13 protein-coding genes are annotated in these 13,770 nt (G+C 61.5%); 3 read left to right on the top strand and 10 right to left on the bottom strand.

The annotated features are described in order from the left end of the window. Positions 1–89: 89 nt before the first annotated feature. Both RA302_RS08335 and RA302_RS08330 read left to right on the top strand, forming a co-directional pair. A complete protein-coding gene (locus RA302_RS08335) occupies positions 90–437 on the top strand; it encodes a hypothetical protein (RefSeq protein WP_029254849.1) in 348 nt (115 codons plus the stop codon). Positions 438–496: 59 nt separating this feature from the next. After that, on the top strand, positions 497–2,428 hold the full coding sequence (locus tag RA302_RS08330; RefSeq protein WP_024487810.1) for an acyl-CoA dehydrogenase: 1,932 nt from the start codon (positions 497–499) through the stop codon (positions 2,426–2,428). 40 nt (positions 2,429–2,468) lie between these two features. Here the strand turns inward: RA302_RS08330 and RA302_RS08325 are convergent, their stop codons facing one another. After that, positions 2,469–3,485: an ABC transporter permease gene (locus RA302_RS08325; RefSeq protein ID WP_020906789.1), complete on the bottom strand. Its 1,017-nt coding sequence runs from the start codon at positions 3,483–3,485 to the stop codon at positions 2,469–2,471. A gap of 131 nt (positions 3,486–3,616) precedes the next feature. Here RA302_RS08325 and RA302_RS08320 point away from each other — a divergent pair, with 131 nt between their 5' ends. After that, complete coding sequence (locus RA302_RS08320; protein ID WP_020968944.1) at positions 3,617–4,177, top strand: TetR family transcriptional regulator; 561 nt, start codon at positions 3,617–3,619, stop codon at positions 4,175–4,177. Here the strand turns inward: RA302_RS08320 and RA302_RS08315 are convergent. From RA302_RS08315 to RA302_RS08275, 9 genes are all read right to left on the bottom strand, one after another. After that, positions 4,168–5,043, bottom strand: coding sequence for a TIGR03619 family F420-dependent LLM class oxidoreductase (locus tag RA302_RS08315; protein ID WP_338480146.1), 876 nt, complete (start codon positions 5,041–5,043; stop codon positions 4,168–4,170). The two genes, RA302_RS08320 and RA302_RS08315, sit on opposite strands and share 10 nt — an antisense overlap. Beyond that, positions 5,040–6,698 carry an ABC transporter substrate-binding protein gene (locus tag RA302_RS08310; RefSeq protein WP_021333932.1) on the bottom strand — a complete coding sequence of 553 codons (1,659 nt, stop codon included), beginning with the start codon at positions 6,696–6,698 and terminating at the stop codon, positions 5,040–5,042. The genes RA302_RS08315 and RA302_RS08310 overlap by 4 nt, the downstream gene beginning before the upstream one ends. Positions 6,699–6,722: 24 nt before the next feature. Then, positions 6,723–7,784 (bottom strand): DUF1214 domain-containing protein, encoded by a 1,062-nt coding sequence (locus RA302_RS08305; protein ID WP_021333931.1) that lies wholly within the window; start codon positions 7,782–7,784, stop codon positions 6,723–6,725. A gap of 88 nt (positions 7,785–7,872) precedes the next feature. Beyond that, complete coding sequence (locus RA302_RS08300) at positions 7,873–9,018, bottom strand: sulfotransferase (RefSeq protein ID WP_338480143.1); 1,146 nt, start codon at positions 9,016–9,018, stop codon at positions 7,873–7,875. A 22-nt stretch (positions 9,019–9,040) separates the two neighbouring features. After that, complete coding sequence (locus RA302_RS08295) at positions 9,041–9,832, bottom strand: SDR family oxidoreductase (protein WP_070384599.1); 792 nt, start codon at positions 9,830–9,832, stop codon at positions 9,041–9,043. Further along, the gene (locus RA302_RS08290) at positions 9,826–10,185 is read right to left on the bottom strand and encodes a nuclear transport factor 2 family protein (protein ID WP_021333930.1); all 360 of its coding nucleotides are present in this window, start codon (positions 10,183–10,185) and stop codon (positions 9,826–9,828) included. Before RA302_RS08290 ends, RA302_RS08295 begins: the two co-directional genes overlap by 7 nt. A gap of 24 nt (positions 10,186–10,209) precedes the next feature. Next, positions 10,210–12,111 (bottom strand): sulfate adenylyltransferase subunit CysN, encoded by a 1,902-nt coding sequence (gene cysN, locus RA302_RS08285; RefSeq protein ID WP_069146224.1) that lies wholly within the window; start codon positions 12,109–12,111, stop codon positions 10,210–10,212. Then, on the bottom strand, positions 12,111–13,016 hold the full coding sequence (gene cysD, locus RA302_RS08280; protein WP_030535501.1) for a sulfate adenylyltransferase subunit CysD: 906 nt from the start codon (positions 13,014–13,016) through the stop codon (positions 12,111–12,113). The genes cysN and cysD overlap by 1 nt, the downstream gene beginning before the upstream one ends. Beyond that, complete coding sequence (locus RA302_RS08275; RefSeq protein ID WP_030535502.1) at positions 13,013–13,759, bottom strand: 3'(2'),5'-bisphosphate nucleotidase CysQ; 747 nt, start codon at positions 13,757–13,759, stop codon at positions 13,013–13,015. Before RA302_RS08275 ends, cysD begins: the two co-directional genes overlap by 4 nt. Between the last annotated feature and the right edge of the window lie 11 nt (positions 13,760–13,770).

The following is a 13,770-nucleotide window of genomic DNA, read 5'->3' as shown; positions in this document are numbered from 1 at the left end:
GTCGAATCTGACAACGACAGGGTGTAGGACTTCGGTGCTCGAGGCGAGTTTTCCGGTCGAACCGGGCCCCGCGTGAGACGATTCCGAGCATGAAGCGACTGTTGACGACGCTGATGGTCTCGGCTGCGATTCTTCTCACATCGTGTGGTTCGGACGCTTCGAACGACGACAAGGCGACAGTTTCGTCGCCGCCGAGCGCCACAGACTCGGCTCGAACCACCGCGACAACGAGCACCGACCCGGCGTTTCTCGGCGGGTGTTCGGCAGTGTCCGTCTACGTTCAGCAGCGTGTTCAGAGCGGCGACACGTCGACACAGACGGCGGGCGCCGACTTCCTGAAGATCGTCGAGAACGACCCTTCGTACCAGGCTATGTCCGAGAGCGAGAAGGAACTCTTCCGCCAAGGAATCGAAGCGGGTGCCGCGGGCTCCTGCTGAATGTGAGGTTGGGATCGAACCGGGTTGCCCGCGGTGCGCTACGCGCTATCGTCGGTTCCATGGCCACCACAGCGGACCACCTCAGGACAACACTCGACGGACGCTGGCGGGAGGTGCGTGAGCGCGTTCGCGGCGAATTGAACGACGAACGTTTTGCTCCGCACTACACACCCAACACCGCCATTGCGCGCTCCAAGGCTCTCGAACAGATGCGGGTCCTCGCCGATCTCGGCTACGCCGCAAACGGTTTCGCGGTCTCTCACGGCGGAACGGGCGACGCGGGTGGCGCCGTCACCAGCATCGAGATGCTCGCGATGTCCGACCTCTCACTGATGGTCAAGGCCGGCGTGCAGTGGGGACTGTTCGGCGGCGCCATCGAAAACCTCGGCACCGAGCGTCACCACCAGGCGTACGTCAAGCCGCTGATCGATCTGGACCTGCTCGGTTGCTTTGCGATGACCGAGACCGGTCACGGCAGCGACGTCCAGGAACTCGAAACCACGGCGACCTACGACGTCGAGACGGGCGAGTTCGTCGTCAACTCCCCCACTCCGTCCTCTCGCAAGGACTACATCGGCGGCGCTGCCCAGCACGCCACTGTCGCGGCAGTGTTCGCACAGCTGATCACCGGAGGCGAAAGCCAGGGCGTCCACTGCTTTGTCGTGCCGATTCGTGACGACGCCGGCAACGACCTCCCCGGAGTGACGACGTCCGACTGCGGGCTCAAGGGTGGACTGCCCGGAGTCGACAACGGCCGCATCGTCTTCGACCAGGTCCGCATCCCGCGTGAGAACCTGCTCAACCGTTACGCCGACGTCGCCGAGGACGGCACGTACAGTTCGGCTATCGAGAACCCGAACCGTCGTTTCTTCACGATGGTCGGCACACTGGTTCGTGGACGTGTCACCGTCGGTGGTTCCGCGGCAGCGGCCGCCCGCGTCGGATTGGCCATCGCCGGTCGATATGCCCTGCAGCGCAGGCAGTTCAGCGCCCCGAAGAGTGACGACGAGGTCCTAATCATGGACTACCTCGTCCACCAGAAGCGTCTGTTGCCGTTGATCGCCCGCTCGTACGCTCTGCAGTTCGCACAGAACGAACTGGTCGCCGCGATGCACGACATCCAGAGCAGCGACGACCCGGACCCGCAGGAGCAGCGCGAACTCGAGGGTCGCGCCGCCGGACTCAAGGCCGCCAACACGTGGCACGCCACTCGGGCAATCCAGGAAGCACGCGAAGCCTGTGGTGGCGCAGGCTATCTCGCCGAGAACCGCCTCACCGCGCTCAAGGCTGACACTGACGTCTTCACCACGTTCGAGGGTGACAACCACGTTCTGACGCAGTTGGTCGCAAAAGAACTTCTCACCTCCTACGCCGACGAAGTCCGCGGCATGAGTCCGGTCGACTGGATGCGCTTCGCGGCTACGACGGTCTCCGACGTGGTCAAGAAGCGCACGGCAGCGCAGCAGATCCTGCAGACGATCGTCGACACTCGCCAGGACAACGAAGAGGACGGCAGCCTCTTCAACCGCGGCACCCAGATGAAGATGTTCGAAGACCGCGAGGAGTACCTACTCGCCACTGCGGCAAGGCGATTGCAGGCAGCGCAGAAACGCGAGGAGAACCCGTTCGACGCGTTCAACTTCGTGCAGGACCACGTGCTCAAAGCCGCTCAGGCGCACATCGAGCGCGTCATCCTGGAAGCATTCGTCGCCGGCATCGACTCGTGTGAGGACGAGACCGCGAAGGAACTCTTCGGCGAGGTGTGCGACCTCTACGCACTGTCCGTCATCGAGGAGGACAAGGCCTGGTTCATGGAGCACCGGCATCTGTCGGTGGAGCGTTCGAAGGCCGTGACGCGCGGGATCAACGAGCGGTGCCGCACCCTGCGCCCCCACGTCGAGACACTGATCGACGGGTTCGGCATTCCGGACATCCTGCTGGGGTCCGCGATGCTCGACGGACCGGGCACGGACGCGGTACGGCTGAAGTAAAGGGTTCGGGTGGGGTCGGCAGTCGCCGGCCCCACCACATTTATTGCGCTGCCGTCTTTTTCGACTGCCGAGAGGCAAGCAGTCCGGTCAGGCCGAGTGCCGCGACCAGCCAGATCCCCAGAACGAGCAGGTGCGGTCCGGCGCCGTTCCCATCGAAGTAGATGACGGAGCGGATGGGCTCCATGGCCGCTGATCCGAGCCAGAACGAATGGATGTGCTGCCAGAATCCGGGCAGGAACGACACCGGGATCGCACCGCCCGAACTCGGGAAGTTGATGAAGACGAGCACCGTCAGCACCGCGAAGATCGCGGCTTGGCCGAGCAGTCGATTGAGCAGGATGCTCACCGCACCGACGGTGAACGTGTAAACCATCGAGATTCCCAGCAGTTGTAGGATCTGACCGACCGACGCCCCGAAGGCGTGCATGAAGATGCTGGTGATTCCGAAGGCTATGAGCGGGGTGAGTATTGCCGCACCGGCCAGGATCGAATACTGCTCTCGCAGCCGCATTCTCGGCGCAACCTGACTGAGCACCGTGATGGTCAGGTAGCCACCGAGGGTGCAGACGATCAGGAAGTAGAAGAGCCCGACGGTCGAGGAGTCGCGCGCCGTGACGGGCGCCGAGTCGATCACCGTGACCTGCTGCCCCGTCTGCTCCGCGACGGAATGCGCCAAGCTGCTCACCACGGAAACCGTCGAGGCGCCCGCACCGGTGGCGATATGTGCGGTCACGGTGTCACCGATCTCGACGGCGCCGATAGCGTCACGGTTGTCGATGCGCGAGATCGCGTCAGCCGAGTTCTCTGTGGCGACGAGGTCGAATTTGTCGCCAGACGTGGCTTCGATTCCCTCGATCAACGACGCCGTCACAGATGCTGGACCAACCACCACGATCGGTGCCTGGTTCGGCATCGGCGAGTGGAACGCGCTGACGTAACACAGGCAGAACATGATGACGAAGAACAGCGGAAACGCGAGTCCACTGCCCACCATCTTCCAGTTGGTCGGCGGATCGACGACCTCTTCACTGGGAACGCGGACATCGGTATCTGTCATATTTCACACTCTCTTCACTAACCGCATCTAGCTGTCAACACCGTTGACAGACTCAACAGTCAACACTGTTGACACGTTAGAGTCAACGCCGTTGACAACGAGGTCGGCGAGCGAGCACAGAGGTCGATGTCGTGACATCCACGAAGCACACACCAGAGCAGGAACAGCCCTCGACGTCCGAGGCGATTCGCGCCGCAGCGTTCCAACTATTCGGTGAGCACGGGTTCGGCGGCACGTCAGTTCGCGCCATCGCCAAAGTTGCCGGAATCGATCCGGCCCTGGTCATCCGGCATTTCGGGTCGAAGGAAGCGCTGTTCCTGGAAACCACTCCGGTTGCGGACTACTTCGAAGGTCAGTTCGACGGCCCACTCGACACCCTCGGTGAGCGGATCGCAGTCTTCGTCCTGGGCAAGGCCGACGCCCGGATGCTGTCGGTGTACACAGCGCTCATGCGAGCGTCGGACAGTCCACGCATCCGGGAGCGACTGCGCGAGATGACAGGCACGTTTGCCACCAATCTCGCCGCTCGCCTCGACGGTGAAGACGCGTACACCCGCGCACTCCTGGTCTCCGCCCAGGTGTCCGGCCTGTTGAGCGTCCTCAGCGACGAGAGCATCCCCCAGTCCGCAGATCGCGACGAGTTGGCAAAACTCTACGGCCGGGCGATGCAGACGCTGATCGATCAGTACTGAGTGATGACCTCCTCGGCAAACCGCCGAATGGAGTCGAGTCGCCCCTGACGATCACCGGCGTCAACTCCGTAGCGATACCAGGGCAACACTCTGATTTCCGTGACTCCGAGAGTCTCGAGTTCGCGATATCCGTCCAGATCACGAACATCCGTCGGCGAGACGTTGACGCCGAAAGGAACATCGGCACGACCGTACTCGACCCGCAATTCCGTGAGGCGATCGATAGCGCAGGCTAATTCGGCTTTGGTCGTGTTCACCGACATCCAACCGTCAGCCAGCCTGGCTGCACGACGCAACCCCGGTTCGCTGTGCCCACCGATATAGATCGGAACCGGAATCTCCGGAGTCGGACTGATCATCAGAGCGTCGAAATCGTAGTGCTTGCCGTGGTATTCGACCCATTCCGGTCCGCGTCCCGCACACACCGCCTTGATGATCTCGATGGCTTCGTCGGTACGCGCACCGCGGGTGCGCATCTCGGTACCGGTGAAGGTGAATTCCTCGGGAATCCAGGACAAACCGACGCCGAGAGCGACGCGGTTTCGCGACATCACGGCCATGGTCGATACCTGCTTGGCCGTCAACAGCGGATCGCGCAGTGGAAGTTTGAACACATTGGTGTAGAACTGAATTCGCGATGTGACGGCTGCCATTGCCGTCATCGCAATGAACGGATCGGGCATCGGCGTCTCGGGTGCCCACATCCGCTTGCCGTCAGCGGTGTACGGATACGGCGCCGACACCTGCTCGGGATAGAACACGGAATCCGGCATCGCGATTCCGTCAAATCCCACCTCTTCGGCGACCTGCGCCAACTCGCACAGTTCCAGGGCGTCGATCATCGCACCGGCCAAGGACCACTTCATCGTTCCACCGTTTCGCCGTTAGGCGAGATCCAAGCGCCGCCCAAGAACATGATGTCGGTGATGTTGCGTACGACGCCGTGAACGTTGCCGTCCCATGCGGTCAACACCGACGCCGGACCCCAGATCACGTAAGGCACAGTCGCGTTGGCGTACTCCTGCACCTTGCTGATCGCCTCACGGACAGCATCGTCCGTCGATGCCGTCTGCACAGCTGTGATCATCGCGTCCATCTCCGGGTCCGCGAAGCCGGACGGGTTGTTCTTCGAATCACTGGCCATACTGTTGTACAAGTTGAGGTACGGCGCTTCTTCTCCGACCGGAGCGCCACCTCTGGTCATGTCGAAATCGTGGTCCTTGTATACCCGTCGAACCAGATCGGTCACATCGGTCGCGTAGTCGATGATGACGTCGAAACCGATCGCGTTCAGCGACGCCTGAACCGTCAGTGCCGTCGCCTGTTGGCTGGGCTCCGGGGTGGTGAGGTAGCGGAGTTTCCCGTCGTACCCGTCGGACTTCGCTTGATCCAGCAGCGCCTTTGCCTTCACCTGATCGAACGGAATACCTGCTGTGTTGTTGAACCAACGTGACGTCTGCGGGACCAGTTCGGAACTGGCGGTGCCCAATCCGTTGTTCGCACGAGTATTGACCGCCTCCGGATCCACCCCGTAGGCGATCGCCTGACGGACGCGTACATCGGCCCCGGGCTTGCCCTCGCGATTGTTGATCGTGCCGATCCCGTTCTGTCCGGTCGGACTGAGGTAACCCGAGTATCCGTCGTCGAGAGCTTGTTCGATCACGGCCTCGTCGCGGAGGATGTACGTCATGTCGATCTGGCCGCTCTTCAACGATTCGTACTGAGACTGCGCACCCGACGTGGGAACAAACCGCACTGTGTCCAGTGGCGGTTTACCGCCCTGATAATCCGTGCGTGCGGCGAGTACCAGTTCTTCGTGCGGGGCGAACTTGGCCAAGGTGAACGGACCCGCCCCGATCGGTGTGAACGCTCCCTCCCCGGTTCCTGAAACCGAACCTGCCTTTCCCCCTGAACTTCGCGCAACGATCATTCCGGGGCCGAGCGACAACAGCGCCGGGAATTGACGCCAGGGCCGCTCGAGCACGAATTCGACTGTGGTGGCGTCGGGCGTCTCTATCCGGTCCACGATGTTGAGCCAGGTCTGCGATACATCACCTTTGCCTGCCACGAATCGATCGATACTCCACTTCACCGCTTCCGCGTCGAGCGGGCTTCCGTCACTGAAGGTGAGGCCATCAGCCAAAGTGACGGTGTACGAAGTGAAGTCGCTGTTGTTCGACAGTGTCTTCGCGAGTTGTGGGACGAAGCTCCCGTTTGTGGAGTCGCTGCGTACCAGCGTGTCGTAAATCGCGGCCATTTCGGTTCCGCCGGTCGAACCGGCGGCTTGCGTTCTCGTGGGGTCCAACGAGGAAGGGAACGAATAGGACCCGAAGGTGAGAACACCGCCGTCGATCCGCTCCCCCACATCTGGGGCGCCCACAAAACCAGCTGCGCCACTACTGCTCGGTGAAACCGATCCCGAGGTGCCCCCACTACTGGAGGCACACCCGGCCAACATCAATGCACCGGCGAGCCCGAGCGCGACAAAGCGAGGGTCGAACCTAATCTTCCTGGTGTACATACGTTCCCAATCTCCGTCGGCGTGTCAGATCTTGACTACCTTGGACGTCGGGATCGGGTGCGAGTCCGCCTTGATCCAGCGCAGCGCCCATGTGCCCTCGGCATGCGAATCGGTGTCGATCCAGTTGCCGTAACCCGGATCCTTCGCCGCCACGACGATTGTCATGGTGCCGTCGTCGTTGAGCTTCGCGGTGTGATTGTTGATGTAGATGTTCGTGCGGTTGTAGTCGAGAGACTCGACCCAGAAGTTCTGCAGCACGAAGTTGAAGTACTCGCAGTTCGGAACCTCGGTCTCGATGACCCACGCCTCGTCCTCGGCGAGCTTCCAGTAACCGTGGAAGTAGAAAATCGTCGGATCGCCGCCGGCGTCCTGGAAGTAGTCCTGTCCCCAGTCGAAGATCTCGTTGGTGTGCGGCTGGAATTTGCGCGACCACTCCAGGAAGGTCTCCGCCATCCCCTTCACGATCCCGACGGACTTGGTGAGGCGTTCGCCGATCTCTTCCGGACTCAGCGGGACGAACTCGCCGTCCGGGTTCAGGCATTCGATGGTCAGATCACCGATGACCTCGTTGCGCCGATCCTGGTGAGTTTGCCGAACGGAGATGAGGTTGCTGTCGGGCGCCAAAGGCAGCCATGCGCCTTCAGCGGGCTTGTCGACGCTCGCGATGAACTCGAAACGGCCGTTCTCGTCGACCTCGAGGTCGTGGATATGCAGATCTCCGGTCTGCAGCATGGTGCCGTCGATGTGGTATCGATTGACGCGCGAGCCGAAGGTGATCAGCGGGACGGTGCCTCGGGTGCCGATGATCCGGTAGTTGTACTTACCGGAAATGTTGGCGCGCATGTAGACGTTGTCCGGGTTGTCGGCACCGATCTTCGTCATCATGTTCGGGTTCGGAGCCGACGAGAACTGCGGCCACCGTGGATCGGTGTACTCGACACAGTTGATCGTGCCGTACCGAAGCAACCGACTCAGGTAGCGGATGCCCTCGGCTTGAGTCAGCGGATCCTGAGGGACGATCTCGTCCTCCAGGACCTTTCCGACCTCGAGCAGATCTGCGCAGAACTTTTCCCAAACAGCATTCATGTGAATCTCCTTGTTTCAGTTGGGGCTTCGCCCTGTGCGCCTTTTTGGTAGTCGGCACTACCAAAAAGGCGCACAGGGCCGGAGGGCTTCAGGGTGTGGTCGCGAACTTCGCTTCGACGTCGGCGGCGCTCACGCCAAACTCCTCGAGCGAATAGTGATGCGACGGACGGCGGTGCTCGGCCAGGCTCGCCTGATGCGACGCCTCCACCGCTGCGCGAGCCTCGTCAGTGAATGGCAGGTCGAACTGCGCGTAGATCTTCTCGACGGTGCCGACCGCATCGGCGATGAAGTCTTTGTAGTCGACGTCGATGAACTGATCGGGGTTGTAACGGCTACGGGCATTGTTGAAGTTCGCGTTCCCTCGCGCCCACAGGTCCAGTTGCGTGCGCCCGATGGCGGGACGGTCGAATGCCTTCGACATGTCGTGTCCGCCCTGCTCGACGAGGCTGAAGGTGGACGCCATCGATGTCAACGGGTCACGGAACGTGCGAACGAACAACGCGTCGGGATAGACCGCCATGATCTCGTCGATCGCGAAGACATGGCTCGGGCTTTTGAGCACCCACCGTCTGTCCTGGTCGTGCAGCCCGATCAACTGCAGGTTCTTCTTGTGCCGCGCATAGGTTTCGGTCCAATCCTGCTCCGCCAGCCACTGCGTGTAACTCGGCACGTACGCAACAGTTTCGAACGCGGTGGAGAGCAGCGTCTGCTGCAGCAGACGCCAACATTCCTCGACCTCCTCCGCCCCCATGAAATGCACCTTCATCAGGTCCGCTTCGTTGCGCTGGCGAGCACGGTAGAAGGCGTCGGAGCGAACGTAATCTTCGTTCTCCGACCACTTGTCGCGCTCGGGGCGCGGCTGCGGCGTCTCGGCGAGCCACATCTCGGCGCCCTGATGCGCTGGGTCGGCACCGAGCAAGCGGTGCAGCGCGGTGCTGCCGGTGCGGGTCAACCCGACCACGAAGATCGGGCGTTCGATCGGAACGTCTACGTGCTCTGGATATTTCGCGAATCCGGCCTCACTGGTCAGGCGACCCGCGAGCGCTCCGACGATCATCTTGCGAGCGATCACCTTGCCGTGAGGAGTGAGGTCGGCCTCGTTCTGGAACGACTCGAGGAGAACTCGAAGCCCTTCGAGATAGCTGTCGCTGCCGAAGTTTTTGTACCCGGTCTCCTCACGCGCGACCTGGTGCAAGTCGTCGATGGAACCGATGCCGTCGTAATCCTGTGTCATCTGTAATTCCTTGTGGGGTTGTTCAGTGGTGGGTGTGACCGCAGTTGACGTCGAGACATTGCCCGGCGATGGCTCTGGCCGAATCGGACAAGAGGAAGACGACGGCATTGGCGATGTCGTCAGGTTCGGGTAGCCGGCGCAGATCGGCGCCCGCTGCAACCTCGTCGTAAATGACCTTGGGGTCGACCCCAGCTGCCGCCGCCTTTTTCTCGAACATGTTCTTGACCGAGTCCGCCCAGATATAGCCGGGAGCAACCGAATTGACTCGAACGCCCTTGGGACCGAGATCGATCGACAAACTGCGTGCCATTGCCAGGAGCCCGGATTTCATGATGCGGTAGGCCCCGAACCCGGGAAGCTGATTACGCAGCACCATGGACGTCACCATCACGACGGAGCCCTCCGCCTCGGTCAATGCCGGCACAAACGCGCGTGTCACGTTCAACGCCGCAAGCAGGTTGATGTCGATACCCGACTGGATGGACGCCATGTCGGCGTCCAGGAGCGAGACCTGCGCCGGTTGGACAAAGGCGTTGTTCACGAGGCAGTCCACGCCGCCGAACTCTGCGAGCGCAGTCTCAGCCAACGAGGAGATCGAATCGACGTCGGTGAGATCGGTCGGAATGGCCAGTGCAATTCCGCCGCGGTCTCGGATCTCGGTTGCCACAGATTCCAAACGCTCGGGTGTGCGGGCGGCCAGAACAACTTTTGCTCCGGCCGCCGCACTCTGCACCGCAATCGAACGACCCAGCGCCGGGCCCACTCCCGAGACGACGACAACCTTGCCTGCCAGCAGGCCCTGATGGGTCAGCACAGTGCCTGCGGATCGAGAACAACACTCAGAGAAACGATCTTGCCGTTCTCGTCGAACTCGAACAGGTCGGAGGCAGCGAAGTCGGCCATCCCGACGCGCTGTACCCGAAGCTGCATTGCTGCGTATTTTCCCGTCACCGAAATCGGGCCGAGCAGGCTGACTGTGAAATCGACCTGCGCGTTCGCGGTGTCGAATTCGCGAATCTCGTCTATTCCGCGGTAGGTCTGGACCCCCAGCGGTTCGTGTTGAACTGCGTCGGGCGCAAACAGCGCAACCAGGCCGTCGACGTCGTGACTTCCGAGACACTTGACGTAATCTTCTACGGCAGAAACTATTTCAGCCCTGTCAGGCATGGATGCTCCTCATGTTCAGGCGGATCAAGAAATGGTTCCGCGGGCGCGAAGATGGTCGACGATCGCGATCGCAGCGTCCTCAGTCGTCGTGACACTGGTGTCGATGTGAATGTCAGGGTTCTGCGGCGGTTCGTACGGCGAATCGATTCCGGTGAAGTTCACCAACTCGCCACGTCGAGCCTTCTTGTACAGCCCCTTGGGATCTCGCTCCTCTGCGACGGCAAGAGCGGTGTCGACGAAGATTTCGACGAACTGTTCGTCGCCGATCAATTCACGGGCGGCATGACGCTCCGCCTCGAACGGTGAAATGAAGGACGCGAGCACGATCAGACCGGCGTCCGCCATCAGTCGGGTGACCTCGGTGACGCGACGGATGTTCTCGACGCGGTCGGCTTCGGTGAATCCGAGGTCTCGATTCAGCCCGTGACGAACGTTGTCTCCGTCGAGGAGGTAGGTGTGCGCGCCGAGTGCGTGCAGTTGACGCTCGACATCGTTCGCGATGGTCGACTTTCCCGAACCGGAGAGACCGGTGAACCACAGAACTGCGGGTTGGTGTCCCTTGAGCCTGGTGTGCGCGGCCTCGTCGACGTCGACGGATTGCCAGTGAATGTTGTCCGATCGACGCAGCGAGTGCGTGATCATGCCCGCACCGACAGTGCCGTTGGTAAGGCGGTCGATGAGGATGAAGCTACCGGTGTCACGGTTGCCGACGTACGGGTCGAACGGGACCGGTCGATCGAAACTGAGGTTGCAGACACCGATTTCGTTGAGCGCGAGAGTAGTCGTTGCGGTCTTCTCGAGAGTGTTGACGTTGATCTTGTGTTTCGGTTTGGTGATGCGCGCAGTGACTGTCACGGTACCGATCTGGCACAGGAACGGCCGTTCGGGCAGCATGGGAGCCTCACCCATCCAGACGATGCAGGCCTCGAACTGATCGGCGACGGCCGGCGGATTGTCGCCGATGGACAGCACATCACCGCGACTGATGTCGATCTCGTCGGCGAGCGTGATGGTGACCGAGCGGCCCGCACCGGCAACGTCGAGGTCGCCACCCATGGTCACGATGCGCTCGACGGTGGATGTCTTTCCACTGGGGAGCACCCGGATAGCGTCCCCGGGAGATACTGTGCCGGAAACGATCTGGCCGGAGAATCCGCGGAAGTCGAGGTCCGGCCGATTGACCCACTGCACCGGCATCCGGAACGGAGCCGCGGCGGCAGCATCGTCGATGTCCACGCTTTCGAGATGCTCGATCAGGCTGGGGCCGGAGTACCACGGGGTATTCGCACTGCGCTCGGTGAGATTGTCACCCATGTATGCCGACATCGGAATGGTGACGAACCCGTCCAGACCGATCTCGTGAGCGAACTCTGCGTAATCCGCGGTAATGGCATCGAAGACCTCTTGCGAGTAGTCGACGAGGTCGAGCTTGTTCACGGCAAGCACCACGTGCTTGATCCCCAGCAACGACACCAGATACGAGTGCCGGCGGGTCTGAGTCAGTATCCCCTTGCGGGAATCGACAAGGATCACAGCAAGATCGGCGGTCGACGCGCCCGTCACCATGTTTCGGGTGTACTGCTCGTGCCCCGGAGTATCGGCGACGACGAACTTGCGTCGCTCGGTCGTGAAGTAGCGGTAGGCGACGTCGATCGTGATGCCCTGCTCACGTTCGGCGGCGAGACCGTCGACCAGGAGCGCGAAATCGAGCCCCTCCCCCTGGGTTCCGCTCTTGCGCGAATCGGCTTCGAGCGCCGTCAGCTGGTCGTCGAAGACGAGTTTCGATTCGTAGAGCAGACGGCCGATCAAGGTGCTCTTGCCGTCGTCGACGCTGCCGCAGGTGATGAATCGCAGCATGCTCTTGTTTGCATGACGTTCGAGGTACGCCTCGATGTCGTCAGCGATCAAATCCGAGGAAACAGTCATCAGAAGTACCCCTCTTGCTTCTTCTTTTCCATCGACGCGCTGGAGTCGTGGTCGATGACCCGTCCCTGGCGTTCGGAAGTGGTGGTGAGCAACATTTCCGAGATGATCTCGGTCAGGCTCGTTGCGGTCGATTCGACGGCTCCGGTCAGCGGGTAGCAGCCGAGGGTACGGAAACGAACGCTCTTGAGTTCCGGAGTCTCTCCCGGCAGCAACGGCATCCGGTCGTCGTCGACCATGATCAGCGCACCGTCCCGCTCGACGACGGGCCGCTTGTCGGCAAAATACAGCGGAACGATCGGAATCTCTTCCTGGCGTACGTATTCCCACACATCCAGCTCGGTCCAGTTCGAGAGAGGGAAGACGCGCAGGCTCTCGCCCGGCGCTTTGCGGACGTTGTACATCCGCCACAGTTCCGGTCGCTGCTGCTTGGGATCCCAACGGTGCGCAGCTGATCGGATCGAGAAGATGCGTTCCTTGGCGCGGGATTTTTCTTCGTCACGGCGGGCGCCGCCGAATGCAGCGTCGAACTTGTAGTGATCGAGGGCTTGTTTGAGGCCTTCGGTCTTCCACATATCGGTATGGACAGCGCTGCCGTGAGTGAACGGGTTGATCCCCTGCCTCACGCAGTCCGGGTTGGTGTGGACGATCAGATCGAGATCGCCTGCAGCAGCGGTACTGTCACGAAGTTTGTACATTTCACGAAACTTCCACGTGGTATCGACGTGCAGAAGCGGAAACGGCAGCTTCGACGGATAGAAGGCCTTGCGCGCCAGATGCAGCATCACGGCGGAGTCCTTGCCCACCGAGTACAACATCACCGGGTTCTCGCTCTGGGCAACAGCTTCACGCATGATGTGAATGCTCTCGGCTTCGAGTCGTTCGAGGTGCGTCAGTGTCGCGGTCATCGGCCCAGTTCCTCCAGTGCTTTCGGGGCGAGTTCGGGTCGGCAGATCAGCAGATCCGGCAACCACGGGTTTTCCTGGTTGTAGCGCAGTTCGCTGCCATCGATACGCGAAACATGCAGTCCCGCAGCACGTGCGACAGCAACGGGCGCCGCCGAATCCCACTCGTACTGTCCGCCCGCATGTGCGTAGATGTCTGCCTCACCCGAGACGACCGCCATTGCTTTGGCTCCGGCGGATCCCATTTCGATCAACTCCGCGCCCATCGCGTCGGCCATGCGCATGACCGGTTCTGGACGACGCGTCCGCGATACGACGACTCGAACCGGCGTCGCGGCATCCCGTTCGGTTCGATCATCGCTGCTCGAATAGGTGACGCCAAGGGCAGGCATTGCGACCGCACCTGTTGTGAGGACACCGTTTTCGGTCAGCGCAACATGAACGGCCCAGTCCGATCGTCCGGCCTCGCCGTACTCACGGGTGCCGTCGAGAGGGTCGACGATCCACACCCGATCCGCAGCCAGCCTCGCGAGGTCGTCAGCCCCTTCCTCCGACAGCACTGCATCCGCAGGAAAGCGTCGGGCAAGTTCGGCGACGATGAATTCGTGACTGAGCCGATCGGACGCGTTCTTGAAAGTCGCGACATCACCGTCGTTTTCGCCGAGGGATTTCCGATGGTCGAGCAGAAGTTCTCCCGCCGCAGCGGCGATGTCGATCGCCGCGCGTTCATCGTTAGTGCGTGTCATAGGTACTCCAC

Origin of the sequence: Rhodococcus sp. DN22 (genome assembly GCF_036669995.1) — a bacterium.
GTDB classification, from domain to species: domain Bacteria; phylum Actinomycetota; class Actinomycetes; order Mycobacteriales; family Mycobacteriaceae; genus Rhodococcus_F; species Rhodococcus_F erythropolis.
This window is presented reverse-complemented; position numbering and strand designations above follow the sequence as displayed.

What these genes read in the sequence shown, in the direction of transcription:
- RA302_RS08300 (WP_338480143.1), bottom strand. Translation starts at nt 9,018, where the DNA reads ATGACACAGGATTACGACGGCATCGGTTCCATCGACGACTTGCACCAG.
- cysN (WP_069146224.1), bottom strand. Translation starts at nt 12,111, where the DNA reads ATGACTGTTTCCTCGGATTTGATCGCTGACGACATCGAGGCGTACCTC.
- RA302_RS08305 (WP_021333931.1), bottom strand. Translation starts at nt 7,784, where the DNA reads ATGAATGCTGTTTGGGAAAAGTTCTGCGCAGATCTGCTCGAGGTCGGA.
- cysD (WP_030535501.1), bottom strand. Translation starts at nt 13,016, where the DNA reads ATGACCGCGACACTGACGCACCTCGAACGACTCGAAGCCGAGAGCATT.
- RA302_RS08310 (WP_021333932.1), bottom strand. Translation starts at nt 6,698, where the DNA reads ATGTACACCAGGAAGATTAGGTTCGACCCTCGCTTTGTCGCGCTCGGG.
- RA302_RS08290 (WP_021333930.1), bottom strand. Translation starts at nt 10,185, where the DNA reads ATGCCTGACAGGGCTGAAATAGTTTCTGCCGTAGAAGATTACGTCAAG.
- RA302_RS08330 (WP_024487810.1), top strand. Translation starts at nt 497, where the DNA reads ATGGCCACCACAGCGGACCACCTCAGGACAACACTCGACGGACGCTGG.
- RA302_RS08335 (WP_029254849.1), top strand. Translation starts at nt 90, where the DNA reads ATGAAGCGACTGTTGACGACGCTGATGGTCTCGGCTGCGATTCTTCTC.
- RA302_RS08325 (WP_020906789.1), bottom strand. Translation starts at nt 3,485, where the DNA reads ATGACAGATACCGATGTCCGCGTTCCCAGTGAAGAGGTCGTCGATCCG.
- RA302_RS08315 (WP_338480146.1), bottom strand. Translation starts at nt 5,043, where the DNA reads ATGAAGTGGTCCTTGGCCGGTGCGATGATCGACGCCCTGGAACTGTGC.
- RA302_RS08275 (WP_030535502.1), bottom strand. Translation starts at nt 13,759, where the DNA reads ATGACACGCACTAACGATGAACGCGCGGCGATCGACATCGCCGCTGCG.